This window comes from Oerskovia flava (genome assembly GCF_026163685.1).
Taxonomy (GTDB): domain Bacteria; phylum Actinomycetota; class Actinomycetes; order Actinomycetales; family Cellulomonadaceae; genus Oerskovia_A; species Oerskovia_A flava.
Genome location: NZ_JAOXSR010000002.1, coordinates 406,295 through 426,539 on the forward strand (window position 1 = coordinate 406,295; position 20,245 = coordinate 426,539).

Here is a 20,245-nt window from a genome sequence, read left to right on the forward strand (position 1 = left end):
CCCCCCCGCCGGTCGCGGGGGGGGGGCCCCCGGCGCCCGCGCCCCCCCCCCCCCCACCGCATGCTCGACGCGTACGGGTGGCTACTCCCAGCCCATCCGCAGCACCTCGAAGGCGACCGCGTGCTCGACGCCGAGCCGGGCGCCGTCGGCCTTCGTCATCTGGCCGAGGAACTCCGCCGGGTCGAAGTCGGCCCAGCCGAGGCCGTCGATGTACGCGGCGTGCGCGCGCAGGGACTCGACGCCGGCGGCGAACGTCTCGCTCACGTCGACGCCGTGCGACGCGTCCGGTGACGCAGCCACCCACACCTGACGCACCCCGTCCCACGGTTCGAGGCCGCCCGCCTCGACCTGCTCGCGGAACACCCACCGGTTGCCGGCGTCGCGGACCGCGTCGATCACCGCACGGCCCGCAGCGATGTGGTCGGCCTGGTTGAGCGGCCCGCCGGGGAACGTCTCGTGGTGGTTCATCGTCACGACGACCTCGGGCCGGTGCCGGCGGATCACCGCGGCGATCTCGCGCCGCAGCGGCACGCCGTACTCGAGGACGCCGTCGGGCAGGCCGAGGAACTCGACCTCGTCGACGCCGACGACCCGGGCGGAGGCGACCTGCTCGGCCTCCCGGACGCCGCGGGCCTCGTCGGGGTGCAGGCCGTCGATCCCGGCCTCGCCGCTGGTCACCATGCAGTAGACGACGTGCTTGCCCTGCCCGGTCCACCGGGCGACGGCCGCGGCCGCCCCGAACTCCAGGTCGTCGGGGTGCGCGACGATCGCGAGCGCGCGCGAGAAGTCCTCGGGCAACGGGGTCAGGGCGTCAGGGGTGCTCATCGCTCCACGGTAGGTGCGTCCTCGACGTCGCGCCGCACCGGCACCGGCTGGGGCGTGCCCCAGCGGGCCTGCTCGGCCGCGACGATCGTCCGGGCGAGGTCGGCCTCGGAGACGTCGACGGCGTCCCCGACCGCTTCCGCGAGCGCGCTGCGTCGTGCGTAGGCGTCGAAGAGCCGCGCCTTGGTGCCGAGGATCGTCATCAGGTGCTCGTCGACGCTGTCGACCGTGAGCAGCCTGTGCACCTGGACGCTGCTGACCTGCCCCATGCGGTGCGCGCGAGCGATCGCCTGGGCCTCGGTCGTGGGCTTCGTCTGCGGCTCGCAGAGGATCACCACGGACGCGGCCTGGAGGTTGAGCCCCACTCCCCCGACGTCGATCTGGCTCACGAGGGCCAGCGGACGCTCGGACGTGGTGAAGTCGTCGACGATCACCGCACGCCGGGCGGGGGGCACCGACCCGGTGAGCGGGCCGACCGCGAGGTCGCCGAGCGCCCGGACGACGAGGTCGACGACGTCGCGGAAGTAGGAGAAGACGACGACCTTGCGCCCGTTGTCGGCGGCCTCGGCGACGAGCTCGACGAGGCGCAGCACCTTGGCAGAGTCCTCCGGGTGGTCGACGGCGTACGCGGCCCGGCGCATGGCCATGAACGACCCGGCCCGCACCGCCTCGCGGTACGCCGCACCGTCGGGTACCCCGAGCTCCTCCCATTCCTCGACCTGGACGAGCTCGGGCAGCTCGGCGAGGACGTCCTCGGCGTTGCGCCGCAGGTAGACCGGGGACACGGCGTGCCGGAACGCGTCGGTGCCGACGACGCCGCGGGCCGCGTCGACGGCCCGGGCGACGTCGGGCTGCAGGTAGCCGACGAGGGTACGGAACTCCTCGACGTGGTTCTCCATGACGGTGCCGGTGAGGAACAGCACACGCTCGGCGTGCTCGACCCAGGCGACGACGCTGCGGGCACGCAGCGTCTCGGGGTTCTTCACGAAGTGGGCCTCGTCGACGACGAGGGCGTCCACCGGCTGGTCCGTCAGCCGGCTGAGCTGGGCGAACGTCGTGACCGCGACGCCGCCGCCCTCGCGCCACGCGGCGTGGGCGGCGTCGCGCTCGGGGCCGTGCAGGGCGTGCACGGGCAGGTCCGTGTGGGTGGCGAGCTCGCGCAGCCACCCGGCGAGGACGCTCGCGGGGCACACGACGAGCGCGCGGTCCGCCCCGCCCGCGGCGAGGTGCGCGAGGACCGCGAGCGCCTGCATCGTCTTGCCGAGACCCATCTCGTCGCCGAGGATCACCCGCCGTTGCGCGAGGGCGTACCGCGCACCGAACGACTGGTACCCGCGCAGGGACGCCCGCAGCAGGGACGTGTCCAGGCGTTGGGCCTCGACCCGTTCGACGAGCCCGGCGGGCAGGTGCCCCTCGGCGGCGTGGACGTCGCGACCGGTGTCGGCGACGTCGTCGAGCAGGGCGTAGTACGCCGCGGAGCGGCGGCGGAAGTCGGTCCAGACCTCGAGCGGGTCGCCGGGGGTCGTCTCGAGCGCGGCGACGCGGCGTGCGTCGGGCAGGAGTCCGCTCGCCTCGGCGCGGGCGGTGAGCGCGGCGAGCTCCGTGACGGCGTCCCGTGCCCGACGGCGGCCCGAGGGCGTGGTGAAGACCCTCCCGAGCGCGGTGGTCGCCGGGAGCGCGGCCTCCCGCAGTGCGGCGTGCTCGGTGAGCCAGGCGGTGGCCTCGGCGGTCCGGGGGGCGACCAGCCGGCGGGCGGCGTCGAGCGTGTGCAGCGTCTGGACGAGGTGCGTCGCGTCGGGGTCGCCCGGGGCGACGTCGATCCTCACGGGCAGCGTCTCGCGCACGGCCCGGGCGATCTGCTCGGCGGCCGCGAGGAGGTGCGTCGCGGTCTGCGGTCCGATGCCGGGGAGGCGTTCGAGGCCGACGGGGCCTGCGGCCAGGACACCCGCGACCGACTCGACCCCGCCCTCGGCGAGGAGGCCGGTCCGCAGCCGCTCGCGGCTGACGGTGCGCAGCCGGTCGACCGCGACCCCGGCGAGCTCGGCCCGCACCTCGGCCTCGCGGGCGTCGCCGAACGCGTCCAGCACCCCCTGCCGGAGACGCGCCGGCGCCCCGACGAGTGCGTCGACCGGGACTGCTGCATCGTCCGCCGTCGCGACGACCTGACGGGCCTCCTGTCGGCTACCCGCGCGCGGGGACTCCACGGCGCTCACCCTGCCGGCACGGCGTGCCGCGCCGGTCGCGCCGAGTCCCCGCGAGCCATCGTGCCGCCTCTCGTCCGTGCGGCGTTCGTCATCGTCGCCACGCGGCAAACCGTTCCGCAACGACCGACACCCGGGTCTCGGTCCCGTCGGCGATCGACATCGTCAGCTCGAAGACATCGTCGTGAGGCGCGACGAACCGGGACCCGTTCAGCCCGTAGAACACGATGACGGCGACCAGGCCGAGGCGCTTGTTCCCGTCGACCAGCGCGTGGTTCTGCACCACCGAGAGCATCAGAGCCGCAGCCTTGAGGTCGAGCGTGGGATACGCCTCCTGGCCGAACATCGCTGCGCGCGGTCGATGGCCCGCGGAGTCGAGTCCGCCCCAGTCGCTCACGACGGGCTCGGAACCCAGGAGCGCGGCGGCCGCAGCCAGGAGATCCTCCAGCTCGAGGTACTCCACCGACTCCACGTCAGGCGAGCCGGTCGAGGACGGGCCCGTAGTCACGGATCGCGTCCGCGATCAGCCGGTCGCGCAGCGCGGTGCGGTCCGCCACGTACCGCCGAACGGCCTCACGCACGATCTCGTTCTGAGAGCGCCCCTCGCGCTCCGCGGCCTGCTCGAGCACGCGCTTCTCTTCTTCGTCGAATCGCACGACCAGCTGGTTGGAGCCCATGACCACCTCCGGGTGATATCACCACGCTATCACCCGACGCAGGACGGCAGCCCGTCCGCACGATCCGCTCAGTACGTCGTCAGCCCGTGGCTGCGGAACTGCTCGCGCACGCGCTCGGTGAGCTCCGGCGTCGGGGGCTGGGTGTCAGCGAGCTCGTAGGTGCGTCCGAGCGCGTCCCACTTGTCGCGGCCCATCTGGTGGAAGGGCAGCACCTCGACGCGGGTGACGGTGCCGGGACGGATCCGGTTGAGCTCGGCGGTGTACGCGGCGATCTTCTCGACGTTCTCCGCGTCGTCGGTCAGCCCCGGCACGAGGACGAACCGGACCCACACCTCGGGTCCGTGGCCGTCGAGGCCACGCTCGGCGAGCCGGCGCCCGAACCGCAGCGTCGGCTCCAGGTCGCGACCGGTGACCCGGCGGTACGTCTCCGGGTCCCCGGACTTCACGTCGAGGAGCACCAGGTCGGTGTCGTCGAGCATCGTGTCGGTCGCGTTCGCCCCGAGGAACCCGGAGGTGTCGAGCGTCGTGTGCACACCCATCTCGGTCGCCCCACGCAGGACGCGTGCGGCGAACGCCGGCTGCATGAGCACCTCGCCGCCGGAGAGCGTGATCCCGCCACCCGTGGCCCGGAAGACCGGCACGTACCGTCGCACGCGCCCGAGCAGCTCGTCCGCCGTGACCGGTTGCCCGTCCTTCATCGCGAGGGTGTCGGGGTTGTGGCAGTACAGGCACCGCAGCGGGCAGCCGCTGAGGAACACCGTCAGACGGGTCCCCGGGCCGTCGACCGCGGTGACGAGCTCCCACGAGTGCACCGAGCCGAGCTCGCCGGTGCGCAGGGCGGCGAGCCGATCGCCGCGCTCCGGCGCCGCGACGGGCAGCCCGTGGGTCCCCGCCCCGGCCCTGCGGCTCGGGGCGGGGGCGGCCGTGGCGGACCCGGCGGCGGAGTGGGCCGCCGCCGGATCCATGGTCCCGCAACGGGTGCCCGGCACGAAGGGGATAGGTGCCGGGGTCCCCGCTGCGGGGGTCTGCGGAACGGTCATGATCGGCTCTCGCCGTCAGACCGCGCCGTGGAAGGTGCGTGAGAGCACGTCGAGCTGCTGCTCACGGGTGAGGCGGACGAAGTTCACGGCGTACCCGGAGACCCGGATGGTCAGCTGCGGGTAGTTCTCCGGGTTCTCCATGGCATCCAGGAGCGTCTCGCGGTTCAGCACGTTGACGTTCATGTGGTACCCGTTCGAGCCGATGTAGGCGTCGAGCAGGCCGGCGAGGTTCGCCGTCTGCTCCTCCCCCGTGCGGCCGAGCGACGCCGGGACCACGGTCGACGTGAGCGAGATGCCGTCCTGCGACTCGGCGTACGGGAGCTTCGCGACCGAGAGGGCCGAGGCCAGCAGTCCGTGCGTGTCCCGCCCGTTCATGGGGTTCGCCCCGGGTGCGAAGGGCTCTCCCAGGCGTCGACCGTCCGGGGTGTTGCCCGTCGACTTGCCGTAGACCACGTTGGACGTGATCGTCAGGACCGACTGCGTGGGCACCGCGTCGCGGTAGGTGGGGTGCCGGCGGACCTTCGCCATAAAGCGCTCGACGAGGTCTACCGCGATGTCGTCGACCCGGTCGTCGTCGTTGCCGAAGGTGGGGAACTCGCCCTCGGTGACGTAGTCGACGACGATGCCACGCTCGTCGCGCACGGGCCGGACCGTCGCGTACCGGATGGCCGACAACGAGTCCGCCGCGACCGAGAGGCCCGCGATGCCGCACGCCATGGTGCGCAGCACGTCCTGGTCGTGGAGCGCCATCTCGAGCCGCTCGTACGCGTACCGGTCGTGCGACCAGTGGATGCAGTTGAGCGCCTCCACGTACGTGGCCGCCAACCAGTCCATGGTGGCGTCGAACCGGGCCATGACGTCGTCGAACTCCAGGACGTCCCCGGTGACCGGGGCGACCGCGGGCGACACCTGCTTGCCGGTGATCTCGTCGCGCCCGCCGTTGATCGCGTAGAGCAGCGTCTTGGCGAGGTTGACCCGGGCGCCGAAGAACTGCATCTGCTTGCCCACGCGCATCGGGGACACGCAGCACGCGATCGCGGCGTCGTCGCCCCACCGGGAGCGGATGAGCTCGTCGGACTCGTACTGCACCGCGGACGTGTCGATCGAGACACGCGCGCAGTAGTCCTTGAACCCCTGGGGCAGCTCGGGGCTCCACAGCACCGTCATGTTCGGCTCGGGCGCCGGGCCCAGGTTGTACAGGGTCTGCAGGTAGCGGAACGACGTCCGGGTCACGAGGGGCCGGCCGTCCTCCCCCAGGCCGCCGATCGTCTCGGTGACCCACGTGGGGTCGCCCGAGAAGAGCGCGTCGTACTCGGGCGTGCGCAGGAACCGCACGATCCGGAGCTTGATGACGAAGTCGTCGACGAGCTCCTGGGCCTGGGACTCGGTGATCGTCCCGGCGTCGAGGTCGCGCTGCAGGTAGACGTCGAGGAAGGTCGAGGTGCGCCCGAGCGACATCGCCGCACCGTTCTGCTCTTTGACCGCGCCGAGATAGGCGAAGTACAGCCACTGCACGGCCTCGCGTGCGGTGGCCGCCGGGCGACGGATGTCGTAGCCGTACGACGCCGCCATCTCGGCGAGCTCGCCCAGCGCCCGCGTCTGCTCTGCGTTCTCCTCGCGGTCGCGCAGGACGCTCTCGCTGGCCGGCTGCATGTCGAGCGCGGCTCGGTCCAGGCGCTTGGCCGCGACGAGCGCGTCGACGCCGTAGAGGGCCACCCGGCGGTAGTCGCCGATGATCCGGCCGCGCCCGTACGCGTCGGGCAGGCCCGTGATGACGTGGGAGCTGCGGGCCGCGCGCACGGCCGGCGGGTAGGTGTCGAAGACACCCTGGTTGTGGGTCTTGCGGTACTCGGTGAAGACCTTGCGCAGGTCCGGGTCGACGTCGTAGCCGTACGTCTCCAGCGCGCCCTCGACCATGCGCCACCCACCGTTGGGCATGATCGCACGCTTGAGCGGCGCGTCGGTCTGCAGGCCGACGATCAGCTCGTTCTCGCGGTCGATGTACCCCGGTGCGTGCGCGGTGATGGTGGCCGGCGTGTGCGGGTCGACGTCGTAGACGCCCTTGGCGCGCTCGGCCGGGAACATCGCGGTGAGGCGGCCCCAGATGCCGTTCGTGCGCTCGGTGGGCCCGGCGAGGAACTCGCCGTCGCCGCGGTAGGGGGTGTAGTTGCGCTGGATGAAGTCGCGCACGTCCACCTGGTCCCGCCAGGGTCCGTCCGTGAACCCTTCCCAGGCCGCCACGTGGACGCTGTCCGGTGCGTCAGCACCGCTCCCTCGGACCTCTGCAACGCTGGTCATCAGACCTCCTGAGTCTCCGGCCCGCTCTCCGCGTGACCTTTCCGCGTCTCCAGGCTACGACCACTCTTCCTTGACGGAGCGATGAATCGCCTGTCTCGTCAATCACAGGACCTTGGTCCTGCGGCGAGGGTCCATGGTCCCGCGCTGACCTGCGGCGATAGACCCCTGACCCTCGCTCGTGGCGCCACGCAGCATGCGGATCACGGGCTCCGCACATCGCTCGTGAGTACCTTCACATGACGCGCCCTTGACCTCGGTTCTCGGGCGCAGGCTCGTCCTCGCGCGTGGACGGCATGCGCCCGGACGACGTGTGACACTTCTCCGCATGGCGAGGACCGTGGGAGTAGAAGAAGAGTTCCTGCTCGTGGGTGAGGACGGACGTCCCGTCGCCAAGGCGCAGGAGGCGCTCGACGCGACCGGCGCCTCGGACAAGGACGGTGGGGCCGGCGCGCTCGAGTCCGAGTTCATGGAGGAGCAGCTCGAGACCGCGACGCACCCGCGCAGCGACCTGCAGGAGCTCTCGGACGAGATCCGGGCCGGTCGCGTGCGCGCCCAGGAGGCCGCCGACCGGGTCGGTGCGCGCGTCGCTGCGCTGTCGACCTCGCCCCTGCCGTTCGAGGGGACGACGGTCTCACGCCTGCGCTACCTCGAGGCCAGGGCGGCGTTCGGGCTGACCGCGCGCGAGCAGCTCACGAGCGGGTGCCACGTGCACGTCGCAATATCGTCCGACGACGAGGGCGTGGCCGTGCTCGACCGCATCGGCCCGTGGCTCGCCCCCCTGCTCGCCCTGAGCGCGAACTCCCCCTACTGGCAGGGTGAGGACAGCGGGTACGCGAGCTTCCGCTCCCAGGTGTGGGCACGCTGGCCCACGTCCGGCCCGGCCCGGGCGTTCGGGACCGCGCAGGCCTACCACGACGCCGTCGACGCCCTCGTCGCGACGGGGACGATCCTCGACGAGGCGATGGTGTACTTCGACGCCCGGCTCGCCGCCCGCTACCCGACGGTCGAGATCCGTATCGCCGACGTGTGCCTCGACGCCGACACCGCGACCCTCGTCGCCGCCCTCGCGCGGGGCCTCGTCGAGACCGCCGCGCGCGAGGCAGCCGACGGCAGGCCCGCCCCCGAGCTGCGGACCGAGCTCCTGCGCACGGCCTCGTGGCGCGCGGGCCGTTCGGGCCTCGCGGGCGACCTGCTCTCGCCGCTCACGTGGCGCCCGGCCCCCGCCCACGACGTCGTCGGGCAGCTCGTCGCCCGGGTGCGCGACGCGCTCGTCGACGCCGGGGACCTCGAGACGGTCACCGAGCTGCTCGGCCGTCTCTGGGCGTCCGGGGGCGGAGCCGCGCAGCAGCGGGCCTGGTTCGCGGACTCGGGCGGCGACCTGCGCGCCGTCGTGGAACGTGCCACGACGGCCACGCTGGCCTGAGCGCGTCGGGCGCGCCCGAGCGCGTCAGTCCCGCGTGAGCGCGGAGAGGACGTCGCGGGTCACGTCGGCGGCCGTCATCCGCTGCTCGGTGACGACCTGGTCGCGGGACGCGTGGTCGAGGAAGACGGCCGGCAGCCCGATCGTGTGCACGGGGGTCCGCATCCCGGCCTCGGTGGCGCGCTGCGCGAGGAGCGCACCCACTCCCCCGTCGGCGACACCGTCCTCGATCGTGACGACGAGGTCGTGCTCGCCCACGAGCTTGACGAGCGGGCTCGGGACGGGAAGGACCCACGTCGGGGACGCGACCGTGACCGCGAGCCCGTGCGCCGTGAGCGCCTCGCCCGCGGAGATCGCGGTCTGCGCCATCGAGCCGATGCCCACGAGCAGGACGCGGCGGGGCGCGGCGGGCGCGGAACCCTTCCCCGGTACCGCGGTGCTCGACGCCGGGACCGCGAGGAGGTCGACACCGTCGACGGTGTCGACGGCCTCGATCGGGTCGACGAGCGCACCCTTGGGGTACCGCACGACCGTGGGGGCGTCGTCGACGTCGACCGCCTCGCGCAGCGCGCTGCGCAGGGTCGCCTCGTCGCGGGGCGCGGCCAGGCGCAGCCCGGGCACGATGCGCAGCATCGCCATGTCCCACATGCCGTTGTGGCTCGCGCCGTCGTCGCCGGTGATGCCCGCACGGTCGAGGACGAACGTCACGCCCGCCTTGTGCAGCGCCACGTCCATCAGGACCTGGTCGAACGCCCGGTTGAGGAAGGTCGCGTACACGGCGACCACGGGGTGCAGCCCCGCGAACGCCATGCCGGCCGCGGAGGTCGCGGCGTGCTGCTCGGCGATCCCGACGTCGAACGTCCGGTCGGGGAACGCCTGCGAGAACGGCTTGAGCCCCACCGGCTCGAGCATCGCGGCCGTGATGGCGACGACGTCGCTGCGGCGGCGGCCGATGTGCACGATCTCGTCCGCGAAGACCTTGGTCCAGCCGAAGCGCGACGGGGCGACGGGCAGCCCGGTCTCGGGGTGGATCTGCCCGACGGCGTGGAACCGGTCCGCGACGTCCTGCTCGGCGGGCGTGTACCCGCGACCCTTCTCGGTGATCGCGTGCACGATGACGGGCGCGCCGAACGCCCGCGCCCGACGCAGCGCGTGCTCCATGGCCTCGATGTCGTGCCCGTCGATGGGCCCGATGTACTTGATGCCCAGGTCCTCGAACATGCCCTGCGGGGCCACGACGTCCTTGAGGCCCTTCTTCAGGCCGTGCAGCCACTCGTACGCGAACCGGCCGGGGGCGCCCGAGCGGGTCAGGGTGCGCTTGCCCCAGTCGAGGAACTGCTCGTAGCCCTGGGTGGTGCGCAGCGTCGAGAGGTGATGGGCGAGCCCGCCGATCGTCGGCGAGTACGAGCGCCCGTTGTCGTTCACGACGAGGATCAGGCGGCGGTCCTGGCTCTCGGCGATGTTGTTGAGCGCCTCCCAGGCCATGCCGCCGGTCAGGGCGCCGTCACCGATGACGGCGACCACGTGGCGGTCGTCGAGGCCGCGCACGACGTTCGCCTTGGCGATCCCGTCGCCCCACGACAGGGCGGTCGACGCGTGGGAGTTCTCCACGACGTCGTGCTCCGACTCGGCGCGGCTCGGGTACCCGGACATCCCGCCGCGCTTGCGCAGCGCCGAGAAGTCGTGGCGCCCGGTCAGCAGCTTGTGCACGTACGACTGGTGGCCCGTGTCGAAGACGAACGTGTCGACCGGCGAGCTGAAGACGCGGTGCATCGCGATGGTCAGCTCGACGACACCGAGGTTCGGCCCCAGGTGACCGCCCGTGCGCGAGACGGACTCCACGAGGAACTCCCGGATCTCGGCAGCGAGCTCGCCCGTCTGACGTGGCGTCAGCCGGTGCACGTCCTCCGGTGAGGTGATCGTGCGCAGAAGACTCATGACCGCTCCGTTCGTCCTGTTCGACCAGCCACACAACTCTAGGCGCTCGGCGCCGTCCCGCACGCACCGAGACGCCGGTACCGGGCGACGGATCGTTACGATGGCCGGATGCAGTTCCTCCCCGGCCAGACGCCGACCACCGACCTCACCTACGGCGACGTGTTCCTCGTGCCCTCGCGGTCCGAGGTGACGAGCAGGTTCGACGTCGACCTCGCGACCGACGACGGCACGGGCACCACCGTCCCGCTCGTCGTGGCGAACATGACCGCCGTCGCGGGTCGACGGATGGCGGAGACCGTCGCCCGCCGGGGCGGCATCGCGATCATCCCGCAGGACGTGCCGACCGACGTCGTCGCGGACGTCGTCGCGGACGTCAAGAGCAAGCACCCCGTCATCGAGACGCCCGTGGTCGTCGGGCCGCACGACACCGTGCACACCGCGCTCACGCTCATCGGGAAGCGGTCGCACGGCGCCGCGGTCGTCGTCGACGACGGGCGCCCCGTGGGCATCGTGACGGCCGCCGACTGCGAGAGCGTCGACCGCTTCACGCAGGTGCACCAGGTCATGTCCGCGAACCCGCTCGTGCTCGACGCGGTGCTGGTCGAGGGCCACGGCTCCGCCGGGCTCGAGGCCGCGTACGAGCGTCTGCACGTCGCTCGCCGCAAGGTCGCGCCGGTCACGCGCGACGGCTCGCTCGTCGGGGTGCTCACCCGCAAGGGTGCGCTGCGCTCGTCGGTCTACACCCCCGCCCTCGACGCGGCGGGCAGGCTGCGCGTCGGTGCCGCCGTGGGGATCAACGGCGACGTCGCCGCGAAGGCCGCCGACCTGCTCGCCGCGGGCGTCGACGTCCTCGTGGTCGACACCGCGCACGGGCACCAGGTCAAGATGCTCCAGGCCCTGGAGGCCGTGCGCTCGCTCGAACCCCAGGTCCCCGTGGTCGCGGGCAACGTCGTCACGGCGAGCGGTGTCCGGGACCTCGTCGCCGCGGGCGCGGACATCGTCAAGGTCGGGGTGGGCCCGGGGGCGATGTGCACGACGCGGATGATGACCGCCGTCGGGCGGCCCCAGTTCTCGGCGGTGCTGGAGTGCGCGGCCGCCGCCCGCGAGCTCGGCAAGCACGTGTGGGCCGACGGCGGGGTGCGCCACCCGCGCGACGTCGCGCTCGCGCTGGCCGCCGGCGCCTCCCAGGTGATGATCGGGTCCTGGTTCGCGGGGACCTACGAGTCCCCCGGCGACCTGCACGACGACGGCACCGGACGGCTCTACAAGGAGTCGTTCGGCATGGCCTCCGCCCGGGCCGTCGCCGCACGGACGGCAGGCGGGTCGGCGTTCGAGCGCGCGCGCAAGGGCCTGTACGAGGAGGGCATCAGCTCCTCGCGCATGTACCTCGAACCGGCGCGCCCGGGCGTCGAGGACCTCGTCGACGAGATCACGTCGGGGCTGCGCAGCGCCGCCACGTACGCCGGGGCGAGCACGCTGCCCGAGTTCGCCGACCGTGCCCTCGTCGGCATCCAGTCGGCGGCCGGGTACGAGGAGGGGCGCCCGCTGCCGTCCGGCTGGTGACGGGCGCTAACCTGCCTCCGGTGAGCACCTCCGAACCCCTCGCGACGAGCTCGGCCCGCTCCCAGCTCGAGGCGCTCGCGCGCGACGCCCGCTTCCCCGGACCGTGGCCGCACGCCCGCGGGCAGCTCGCCGACGCCTCCGCCGCCCGACCGGCGTCGGTCCTCGTGCTGTTCGGCGTGCTCGACGGTCTGCCGTCCGACCACGACGCGCAGTCGCTGGCCGTCTCGCGCGACCTCGACGTGCTGCTGCTCGCGCGCGCCCGGACCCTGCGCTCCCACGCCGGGCAGGTCGCGTTCCCCGGCGGGCGCGCGGAGCCCGGCGAGGACGCGGTCACCGCCGCCCTGCGCGAGGCCGAGGAGGAGACCGGGCTGGACCCGGCCGGCGTCGACGTCCTCGGCGCGCTGTCCGCGCTCCCGATGCCGGTCAGCAACCACGTCGTCACGCCCGTGCTCGGCTGGTGGGCATGTCAGACGCCTGTGGACGTCGTCGACCCGGGCGAGTCCGCGCACGTGTTCCGCACGCCCGTGGCCGACCTGCTGGACCCCGACAACCGGGTCACGACCGTACTGCGGCACGAGCGGCGCACGTGGCGCGGCCCGGCGTTCCAGGTCGCGGGCGACGGCACGACCCACCTCGTGTGGGGGTTCACGGCCGGGATCCTCGACGCGCTGTTCGACCACCTCGGCTGGAGCGAGCCGTGGGACCGGTCGCGCGAGCTCGAGATCACCCCGTGAGGGCGGACCTCGACGTCACGGTCGACCTGGTGCGGCGGCTCCTCGCCGAGCAGCACCCCGACCTCGCCGGCCTCCCGCTCGAGATCGTCGCGAACGGCTGGGACAACGTCATGCTCCGCCTCGGCGACGACCTCGCCGTCCGGATGCCCCGGCGCGAGGTCGCGGCACACCTCGTCGAGCACGAGCAGCGGTGGCTGCCCGCGCTGGCCCCGCACCTGCCCGTGGTGGTGCCCACGCCGGTGCGCGTCGGTCGACCGAGCCGGGGCACCGCAGGCTCCGGGGCCTACCCCTGGGCGTGGTCCGTCGTGCCGTGGATCACCGGGCGCCGCGCGGCCGACGTCCCGGCCCGGCGGCGCCGCGCGCTCGCCGCGCCGCTCGCGGACTTCCACCTCGCGCTGCACACGCCCGCACCGCCGGACGCCCCGGTGAACCCGTTCCGCGGAATGCCCCTCAGCGCCCGCGGCGCCGCGGTGCGCGCCCGTGTGGAGCGCGGCATCGTGCCGGACGGCCCGCATGTCCTCGACCTGTGGTCGCGGCTCGTCGGCACACCCGGGTGGAGCGGCCCACCGCTGTGGCTGCACGGCGACCCGCACCCGGGCAACCTCGTGATGTCCCCCGACGACCGGTTGGCGGCGGTCGTCGACTTCGGCGACATGACGTCGGGCGACCCCGCGACCGACCTCGCCACGGCGTGGTTGGTGCTCGACGACGCCGGGCGGGCGGTCTACCGCGCGCGCCTCGGCGAGCGGTACGCCGACGACGACCCGGTCTGGCTCCGCGCACGCGGCTGGGCACTGTCCATGGCGACGTCGATGTTCGAGTCCGGACCCGAGACGCAGTGGGTCCGCCGGCTCGGCGCCGAGGCGCTGCACCGGGTGCTGGACGACGCCTGACCGGTCACGCGGAGCACAGCACGGACGCCCGGGTCAGGGGGCGGCGACGGCGAGCGCGGCGATGAAGCCGCCGACGAACGTGTCGCCGAGCCCGATCGTGGTCGGCGTCGGGGTGGTGAGGACGAACGCCGGGACACCGCAGAACTCGTGGTCCGCGGACCGGTCCGTCGTGCCCGGTCGGTTCGTGAGCCGGGAGCGCACCGCGTCGACGACGGCCGCGCCCAGCGGGTGCACCGGTGAGCGCCCGACGGCCTCATAGTCCACGGCGTCGAAGCCGTCGCCGACCACGTACCGCGTGCTCGCCATCGTGATCCCGCCCTGCAACGCCGCGCGGTACCGCTGCGCGTCCCGCCCGAGCGCTGCCGACCAGTACTTCGTGTGCACCACCAGCAACCGCGCCGGCACCGCGGCGTGCAGCTCCACGAGCGCCTCGGTGACGTCGTCGGCGTCGAGCAGGTCGACCCGGCGGGCGAGGGAGGACTGCATCTCGTCCTCGTTCATCGAGTAGACGTCGACGAGGTCGAGGAAGCCGTCGATCACCGCCTCCCGCAGCGCCGGGACGTGGAAGCCCGCGTCCTCGTAGAACGTCAGGGCTCCGGCCGGCAGGCGCGACATGTGGGCACGGAGCTCGGCGAGCCGGCGGGCGAGCAGCGCCGGGTCCTGGATCGAGTTGAAGCCCGAGACGAGGAAGATCTCCGCACGGCTCAACGACGTCCCGAGGTCCGGGTGGAGGCGCAGCTCACGGTTCGGCGGGTCGTGCGCGTAGATGAGCCGGTTCGGGTGGGGCGCCCGCAGGTCGAGGTCACCCGCCCGGACCCGCGCCCCGGCCGGGAACTGGACGATGAGGTGCGGGTCGAACGAGTCCTCCTGCGCGCTGCACAGCGACGCGATCGTCGGTGGTAGGAGCCTGCGCACGTGGTCGTCGATGCTCACGAGGTGCACGGTGCTGCGCACCCCGAGCGTCGCCATCGCCAGCGCGCCCCGCACACCGGTGCCGCCGAGGGTGGTCCGCGAGTCGAAGCGGGCCGCGAAGTCCTCGACGACGTCGGAGGAGGCGACGAACCGCTCCCCCCCGACGCCGTCCCGCACGAACGCGAGGACCGTCACGAGCAGGTTGCGCACGCTGTCCACCGGGACGGTGGTGCTCAGCTCTGCCGCCCGGATCCCGTGCTCGAGGACGAGCGCCTCGATGGTGGCGGAGTCCCACACGATCTCGTAGTCGACGGTGCCACCCAGGCCCAGCATGATGCGGTCCATCATCACCTGTCCTGTCCCGCGCGCGATCTCGTGCCCGTCCACCTGCCCGTCCGCCCGCCCGGTCAGTAGAGCTCGGCCTTGCCGGCGGCGTCGAACAGGTCGATCTTCTGCGACGCCGTGACCTTCATCGCCTCGACGCACGGGGGCTGGATGGAGTTCGGCTCACGCAGGGAGTCGTCGGCGAGGATCTCGCGCATCTTCGTGTGGTAGGCAACCTTGATGTCCGAGGAGATGTTGATCTTGTTGACGCCGAGCTTGACCGACTCACCGATCTCCGCGTCGGGGTTGTTGGACCCGCCGTGCAGGACGAGCGGGATGTCCACCGCCGCCTTGATCTGCCGCAGCAGGTCGAGCTTGAGCTCGGGCTTCATGCTCGCCGGGTAGATCCCGTGGCAGGTGCCGATCGCCACGGCGAGCGAGTCGACCCCCGTCTCGCGGACGAACGTCACCGCGTCCTCGGGGTCGGTGTAGATGATGGTCGCCGCGCCGTCCTCCGCCTCGTCGTCGGTCTTGCCGATGGTCCCGAGCTCGCCCTCCACGGAGATGCCGAGCTGGTGCGCGGACTCCACGACCCGGCGGGTCATCGCGACGTTCTCGTCGAAGGGGAGCATCGAGCCGTCGATCATCACCGACGTGAAGCCCGTGCGGATCGCCAGCAGGATCTGCTCGTAGGAGGCACCGTGGTCGAAGTGCACCGCGACCGGCACCGTGGCGCGGTGCGCCCGGGCGATGACGGACGCCATGACGTCCGCACCCAGGTGGCTGAGCTCGTCGGGGTGGATCGCGACGATCAGCGGCGCGCGGCGCTCCTCGCTGATGTCGACGACGCCGTTGAGCATCGCGTAGTCGCTGATGTTGAACGCGGGAACGGCAAAGTTGTTGTCGTTCGCCACGGCCAGCAGGTCACGTCCGTTGATGAGCATCGTCTTGTTCTCTTTCCTGTCGGATTCTTGAGGGCTGGCTGAGAGGTGGTGGGGACGTCGGCGAGTAGGCGTCAGATCTTCACGGCACCGGCCGTCATCCCTCCGATGAAGTAGCGCTGGAAGAAGAGGAAGAGAACGAGGATGGGAATGCACCCGAGGACGCTCATCGCCATCATCTCGTTCCACTCGTAGGAGTGTTGTCCCATGAGGAGCTGGATGCCGATGGGAACGGTGCGCATGTCCTGCGTCCGCGTGAGCGTCAGCGCGAACAGGAACTCGTTCCAGGCGATCATGAAGGTGTACAGGCCCACCGAGACGAGGCCGGGCACCGACAGAGGCACGAGGATGCGCCACAACGCCGTGATCGGTCCCGCGCCGTCGACCTTCACGGCCTCGTCGAGCTCGCGGGGAAGGGTGTTGAAGTAGCCCGTGAGCATGATGATCGCGTAGGGCAGCGTGAAGACCATGTAGGTGAGGATCAGGCCCGGGTAGGTGTTGTAGAGCCCGAGCGTCACCATCAGCCCGAAGTACGGGATGAGCAGCGTGATCGGCGGGACCGCCTGGACGCTGATCACCACGACGTTGAGGACCCGCTTGAACGGGAACTCGTACCGGCTGAACGCATAGGCGGCGAAGATCGCCACCACGAGCGTCAGCACCGTGACCGCCAGCCCGATGACATAGCTGTTGACGAAGAACCGCACCTTCACGGGATCCGTGAGGATCGTGATGTACGAGTCGAGCGAGAAGCTGTCGGTGATGATCCGGGGCGGGGACTCGAAGATCTCCCGGTTGGACTTGAAGGAGCTCAGCGCCATCCAGATCACCGGGAAGCCCGCGAAGAGAGCTCCGAGGACCAGGCCGACGAGGACACCGGCTTTCTTCATGCCGCCACGCTGGTGGGTGCTCGTGGTCACGAGAGTGCTCTGGGTCATGTCAGTCCCGCGCTTTCTGGTGCCTGACGTAGAAGTAGGCCAGGATCATCGACATCAGCAGGATGATGACGGCGCTCGCCGACGCCAGGGAGAACTCGTACCTGCTGAAGGCGAGCTTGTAGGTGAAGGTGCTGAGCATCTCGGTGACGTTGATCGGGCCGCCGCCCGTCGTCATCCAGATCAGCGCGAACTGCTGCGTGGTCCAGATGAAGTCGAGCAGCGCCATCGAGATGATGATCGGCTTGAGCTGCGGGAGCGTGACGTGCCGGAACTGCTGCACGATGCTCGCCCCGTCGACCCGCGCTGCCTCGTAGAGCTCCTTGGGGATGCCCTGCAGGCCGGCGAGCAGGCTGATCATGAAGAACGGGTAGCCCGCCCAGATGTTGATGAACGTCACGGCGTGCAGCGCCGTGTCGGGGTTCGCGAGCCACTCGACGTTCGCGTCGATGACCCCCGCCGCCTGCAGCAGGTAGTTGACGACACCGTTGGGGTTGAGCAGCAGTCGCCACAGGACGGCGATGATCGCGACCGTGAACAACCACGGGAGCACGTACACCAGCCGAAACAGGGCCTTGGTCCGACCACCGACCAGCGGGCTGTTGAGCAGCAGGGCGAACACCAGCCCCAGGACGAGGTGGGCGACGACGCTCACGCCCGTGAAGTAGATCGTGTTGCCGACGGCCGTGCGGAAGACGGGATCCGTGAGGACCTCGACGTAGTTCGCGAGGCCGACCGGCTGCGGGTTCTGGTTGGTGATGACGTTGTCCATCACCGAGTAGCCCGAGACCATGATGATCGGGACGACCATCAGCATGATCATCAGGGCGATCGTGGGCAGGAGGTACAGGTACGGCGTCGCGCGCCGCTGCAGGCCCCGCCGCCGTCTCCGCACGGGGGGTCCCGCCGGGGGGTTGAGCATGGCCGGCGGGAGGGTACTGATCTTGCTCAAGGCAGCCGCCTCCGGGTGGGGCTCGTCGTGCCGAGCCGTCGGGTGACGGCGGCCTGGCACGACGAGCGGTCGTGACGAGCGGGACGAGTGGCGCGGACCGCGTTCAGAACTCCGCGGACCAGCGGGCCTGAGCGGCCTCGAGCCCTTCGTCGACGCTCTGGTCGCCGTTGAGGGTCCGCTGCAGCTCCTCACCGAACATCCGCATGAGCTCCTCCGCGACCGGCAGACCCGTGAACTCGTTCTCCGGGTACCCGCTGGAGTAGATCTCGAAGGCGTCCGCGAACACCGGGTCGCCCTCGACGAAGTCCGGGACGGACTCGGTGTTGCCGGGGAAGGCGTTCGCCAGCGAGGAGAGCTCGGAGTTGACGCTCTCGCTCATGAGGAACTCGACGAGCTTCCAGGCCTCGGCCTTGTGCTCGCTGTTCTCGGCGATGCCGATGCCCCACGACGCGTAGGGGATGCCGCGCTCACCGGTGTAGGAGTCCTCGGCCGGGATCGCCGACACGCTGAACTCGAGCTCGGGGTTCGACTCGCGCAGCGTGTTGACGTGCGCGAGCGAGCTGATCACCATGCCGACGCGGCCGTTGGTGAACTCCTCGACCTTGTCCTGCTCCTTCATGGTGAACGAGCCCGGCGCGATCACGCCCGCCTCCCACAGCTCGGCGATGTACTCGGTCGCGCTGGTCACCTCGGCGTTCGTCACCGCCGGCTGGCCGTCGGCGAGCATGCTGCCACCGGAGGCCCAGACCCAGGACATCACGTCGTTCTGCACCCCGTTCGGGGCCTCGAGCGACAGCGGGAGCGCCCAGCCGCTGACGTCGTCACCCAGGTCGTTGACAGCGCTGGCAGCCTCGGCGAACTCGGTACGGTTCGTCGGCGGCGCGTCGATGCCCGCGTCCGCGAGGAGCTGGTCGTTCGTCAGGAGGGGGTAGACGAAGTTGACGACCGGGATCATGTAGGTCGCGCCGTCGATCTGGATCTGCGCCGCGAGCTGGCTGTCGTCGTAGCCGGCCTCGCCCATGACGTCGGTGAGGCTCGCGATCGAGCCCTGCTTGACGAAGTCGGAGACCCAGGCGCCGTCGAGCCCGACGACGTCGGACATCGTGCCGGCCGCCGCACCTGCGACGACCTGCTCCTTGGTCGAGGCGTACGGTCCGCTGAGCAGCTCGACCGTGATGCCGGGGTTCTGCTCCTCGAACTCGTCCATGAGCGCTCGCAGCGAGCCCTCCGGCAGCTCGGGCTCCCACCATTGCGAGAACTCGAGGGTGACGTCACCACCGGCTGCGGTGTCGTCGTCGCCCCCGTTGCCACAGGCCGCCGTGAGGGCCAGGGCAGACACACCGAGAAGTGCGAGGAACCGCCGTCGTGCGAGAGCGCCGTTGCTCATCTCTCTCCACTCTCCTTGAAGTAGAAGTGCAACATCATGCGCTTCCATGCGCATTGATGCTTGTTCCGCTCACGCTAGCCAGCAATCATCCGCACGTCAAGGCACAAGTTCGCAACAGTTCCGGCGTCCTGGCAACGACGAGCGGCGGGGGGATGGCGCCCGGCACGGCCGTCTCGGCCTGCGTCCGGGCATGCCGACGGTCAGCACGTTCCTGCACGCACGTGCGTTTATGTGCTAGAACTCTTGTCATGACCAGCACTGCTGCCACGGACGCCACCGGTCAGGCCCGCCGACTGCCCGCGGGCCGCAAGGCGGAGCTCGCGGCCTACGTGGCCGAGATCGGGCAGGTGACCGTCGCGGAGCTCGCGGAGCGGTTCGACGTCTCCCCCGACACCATCCGGCGCGACCTCGACCAGCTCGACACCGACGGCATCCTCATCCGGACGCACGGCGGGGCCGTCAGCCTCTCGGCCGTCCCGCGCCCGGACACCGGGCTCGACGTCCGGGTCCGCCTGCAGGCCGCCGCGAAGGAGAAGATCGGCGAGATCGCGGCCGGGCTCGTCACCGACGGTTCGTCGATCATGACGAACGCGGGCACCACCACCCTGGCTCTCGCCCGCCACCTGCGCGAGCACCGCGAGCTGACCATCGCGACCAACAGCCTGCGGCTGCCGGCCGAGATCTCCCCCAAGGTCTTCCGCGACCTCTACGTCTTCGGGGGGCAGGTCCGGCTCAGCGCGCAGGCGACGGTCGGGCCGGTGAGCTTCCAGCTCGCCCCGGCCGCCGGTGACGTCGACATCCGGTGCGACCTCGCCCTGGTCGCCGTCGGCGCCGTCCACGCGGAGAGCGGCTTCTCCACGAGCAACCTCGGCGAGGCCGCGATGATGGCCCAGATGATGGAGCGCGCGTCGCGCGTGGCGGTCCTCGCCGACCACTCCAAGTTCGGCAGGCGCCTCTTCGCGCAGATCTCCGACCTCTCGCGGGCCGACTACCTCGTCACGGACTCGGCGCCGCCCGCCGACCTCGCCCGCGCCCTCGAGGCCGCGGGCGTCACCGTCCTCACGCCGGCCGCCGGCGACTGAGCCGTCCCGACGGTCCCGGGACGACCCGTCCCGGGACGACGACGGGGCGCCCACCTCGAGGAGGTGAGCGCCCCGTCGTGCAGAGCCGGCGACCGGCGGCGTCGCGCTAGTCGACGCCGCTCAGCG

General features: G+C 71.7%; 17 protein-coding genes. 5 read left to right on the forward strand and 12 right to left on the reverse strand.

Features of this window, described 5'->3' with window-relative positions; all coding sequences use genetic code 11:
• Window positions 1-81 precede the first annotated feature (81 nt).
• From OHL10_RS06560 to pflB, 6 genes are all read right to left on the reverse strand, one after another.
• A complete protein-coding gene (locus OHL10_RS06560) occupies window positions 82-825 on the reverse strand; it encodes a PIG-L deacetylase family protein (RefSeq protein WP_265521369.1) in 744 nt (247 codons plus the stop codon).
• Window positions 822-3,026 (reverse strand): DEAD/DEAH box helicase, encoded by a 2,205-nt coding sequence (locus OHL10_RS06565; protein WP_265521370.1) that lies wholly within the window; start codon window positions 3,024-3,026, stop codon window positions 822-824. The genes OHL10_RS06560 and OHL10_RS06565 overlap by 4 nt, the downstream gene beginning before the upstream one ends.
• An 88-nt stretch (window positions 3,027-3,114) precedes the next feature.
• Complete coding sequence (locus tag OHL10_RS06570) at window positions 3,115-3,531, reverse strand: type II toxin-antitoxin system death-on-curing family toxin (RefSeq protein ID WP_265521371.1); 417 nt, start codon at window positions 3,529-3,531, stop codon at window positions 3,115-3,117.
• Entirely contained in the window at window positions 3,497-3,700 is a 204-nt protein-coding gene (locus OHL10_RS06575; protein ID WP_265521372.1) for a ribbon-helix-helix protein, CopG family, read from the reverse strand. Before OHL10_RS06575 ends, OHL10_RS06570 begins: the two co-directional genes overlap by 35 nt.
• A gap of 68 nt (window positions 3,701-3,768) precedes the next feature.
• Window positions 3,769-4,665: a pyruvate formate-lyase-activating protein gene (gene pflA, locus OHL10_RS06580; protein WP_265521460.1), complete on the reverse strand. Its 897-nt coding sequence runs from the start codon at window positions 4,663-4,665 to the stop codon at window positions 3,769-3,771.
• Between the two features lie 90 nt (window positions 4,666-4,755).
• A complete protein-coding gene (pflB, locus tag OHL10_RS06585; protein WP_265521373.1) occupies window positions 4,756-7,038 on the reverse strand; it encodes a formate C-acetyltransferase in 2,283 nt (760 codons plus the stop codon).
• A 325-nt stretch (window positions 7,039-7,363) separates the two neighbouring features.
• Here pflB and OHL10_RS06590 point away from each other — a divergent pair, with 325 nt between their 5' ends.
• Window positions 7,364-8,461 (forward strand): carboxylate-amine ligase, encoded by a 1,098-nt coding sequence (locus OHL10_RS06590; protein WP_265521374.1) that lies wholly within the window; start codon window positions 7,364-7,366, stop codon window positions 8,459-8,461.
• A 24-nt stretch (window positions 8,462-8,485) separates the two neighbouring features.
• Here OHL10_RS06590 and dxs read toward each other — a convergent pair whose 3' ends face one another.
• On the reverse strand, window positions 8,486-10,396 hold the full coding sequence (dxs, locus tag OHL10_RS06595) for a 1-deoxy-D-xylulose-5-phosphate synthase (RefSeq protein ID WP_265521375.1): 1,911 nt from the start codon (window positions 10,394-10,396) through the stop codon (window positions 8,486-8,488).
• A 108-nt stretch (window positions 10,397-10,504) separates the two neighbouring features.
• On the opposite strand from dxs, the gene guaB1 reads away from it, so the two are divergent.
• Genes guaB1 through OHL10_RS06610 form a run of 3 tightly spaced genes read left to right on the forward strand, consistent with a single transcriptional unit; the run spans window position 10,505 to window position 13,586 of the window.
• Window positions 10,505-11,959, forward strand: a complete 1,455-nt coding sequence (guaB1, locus tag OHL10_RS06600) for a GMP reductase (RefSeq protein WP_265521376.1) — start codon at window positions 10,505-10,507, stop codon at window positions 11,957-11,959.
• Between the two features lie 20 nt (window positions 11,960-11,979).
• Window positions 11,980-12,693 carry an NUDIX hydrolase gene (locus tag OHL10_RS06605; RefSeq protein WP_265521377.1) on the forward strand — a complete coding sequence of 238 codons (714 nt, stop codon included), beginning with the start codon at window positions 11,980-11,982 and terminating at the stop codon, window positions 12,691-12,693.
• Window positions 12,690-13,586: an aminoglycoside phosphotransferase family protein gene (locus OHL10_RS06610; protein WP_265521378.1), complete on the forward strand. Its 897-nt coding sequence runs from the start codon at window positions 12,690-12,692 to the stop codon at window positions 13,584-13,586. The genes OHL10_RS06605 and OHL10_RS06610 overlap by 4 nt, the downstream gene beginning before the upstream one ends.
• Before the next feature lie 33 nt (window positions 13,587-13,619).
• Here OHL10_RS06610 and OHL10_RS06615 read toward each other — a convergent pair whose 3' ends face one another.
• The 5 genes from OHL10_RS06615 to OHL10_RS06635 form a co-directional block, all read right to left on the reverse strand.
• Entirely contained in the window at window positions 13,620-14,846 is a 1,227-nt protein-coding gene (locus OHL10_RS06615; RefSeq protein ID WP_265521379.1) for an ADP-dependent glucokinase/phosphofructokinase, read from the reverse strand.
• Between the two features lie 59 nt (window positions 14,847-14,905).
• Complete coding sequence (locus OHL10_RS06620; protein ID WP_265521380.1) at window positions 14,906-15,766, reverse strand: ketose-bisphosphate aldolase; 861 nt, start codon at window positions 15,764-15,766, stop codon at window positions 14,906-14,908.
• A gap of 71 nt (window positions 15,767-15,837) precedes the next feature.
• On the reverse strand, window positions 15,838-16,701 hold the full coding sequence (locus tag OHL10_RS06625; RefSeq protein ID WP_265521381.1) for a carbohydrate ABC transporter permease: 864 nt from the start codon (window positions 16,699-16,701) through the stop codon (window positions 15,838-15,840).
• 1 nt (window position 16,702) lies between these two features.
• The gene (locus OHL10_RS06630) at window positions 16,703-17,650 is read right to left on the reverse strand and encodes a carbohydrate ABC transporter permease (RefSeq protein WP_265521382.1); all 948 of its coding nucleotides are present in this window, start codon (window positions 17,648-17,650) and stop codon (window positions 16,703-16,705) included.
• Between the two features lie 103 nt (window positions 17,651-17,753).
• Entirely contained in the window at window positions 17,754-19,037 is a 1,284-nt protein-coding gene (locus OHL10_RS06635) for an ABC transporter substrate-binding protein (protein WP_265521383.1), read from the reverse strand.
• Between the two features lie 248 nt (window positions 19,038-19,285).
• Here OHL10_RS06635 and OHL10_RS06640 point away from each other — a divergent pair, with 248 nt between their 5' ends.
• Window positions 19,286-20,119, forward strand: a complete 834-nt coding sequence (locus tag OHL10_RS06640) for a DeoR/GlpR family DNA-binding transcription regulator (RefSeq protein WP_265521384.1) — start codon at window positions 19,286-19,288, stop codon at window positions 20,117-20,119.
• Window positions 20,120-20,245 lie beyond the last annotated feature (126 nt).

Excerpts from the sequence above, each read along its gene's own strand:
- OHL10_RS06560 (WP_265521369.1), bottom strand. The coding sequence starts at position 825 with ATGAGCACCCCTGACGCCCTGACCCCGTTGCCCGAGGACTTCTCGCGC.
- OHL10_RS06625 (WP_265521381.1), bottom strand. The coding sequence starts at position 16,701 with ATGACCCAGAGCACTCTCGTGACCACGAGCACCCACCAGCGTGGCGGC.
- OHL10_RS06575 (WP_265521372.1), bottom strand. The coding sequence starts at position 3,700 with ATGGGCTCCAACCAGCTGGTCGTGCGATTCGACGAAGAAGAGAAGCGC.
- pflA (WP_265521460.1), bottom strand. The coding sequence starts at position 4,665 with ATGGATCCGGCGGCGGCCCACTCCGCCGCCGGGTCCGCCACGGCCGCC.
- OHL10_RS06635 (WP_265521383.1), bottom strand. The coding sequence starts at position 19,037 with ATGAGCAACGGCGCTCTCGCACGACGGCGGTTCCTCGCACTTCTCGGT.
- OHL10_RS06590 (WP_265521374.1), top strand. The coding sequence starts at position 7,364 with ATGGCGAGGACCGTGGGAGTAGAAGAAGAGTTCCTGCTCGTGGGTGAG.
- OHL10_RS06615 (WP_265521379.1), bottom strand. The coding sequence starts at position 14,846 with ATGATGGACCGCATCATGCTGGGCCTGGGTGGCACCGTCGACTACGAG.
- guaB1 (WP_265521376.1), top strand. The coding sequence starts at position 10,505 with ATGCAGTTCCTCCCCGGCCAGACGCCGACCACCGACCTCACCTACGGC.
- OHL10_RS06640 (WP_265521384.1), top strand. The coding sequence starts at position 19,286 with ATGACCAGCACTGCTGCCACGGACGCCACCGGTCAGGCCCGCCGACTG.
- dxs (WP_265521375.1), bottom strand. The coding sequence starts at position 10,396 with ATGAGTCTTCTGCGCACGATCACCTCACCGGAGGACGTGCACCGGCTG.
- pflB (WP_265521373.1), bottom strand. The coding sequence starts at position 7,038 with ATGACCAGCGTTGCAGAGGTCCGAGGGAGCGGTGCTGACGCACCGGAC.
- OHL10_RS06620 (WP_265521380.1), bottom strand. The coding sequence starts at position 15,766 with ATGCTCATCAACGGACGTGACCTGCTGGCCGTGGCGAACGACAACAAC.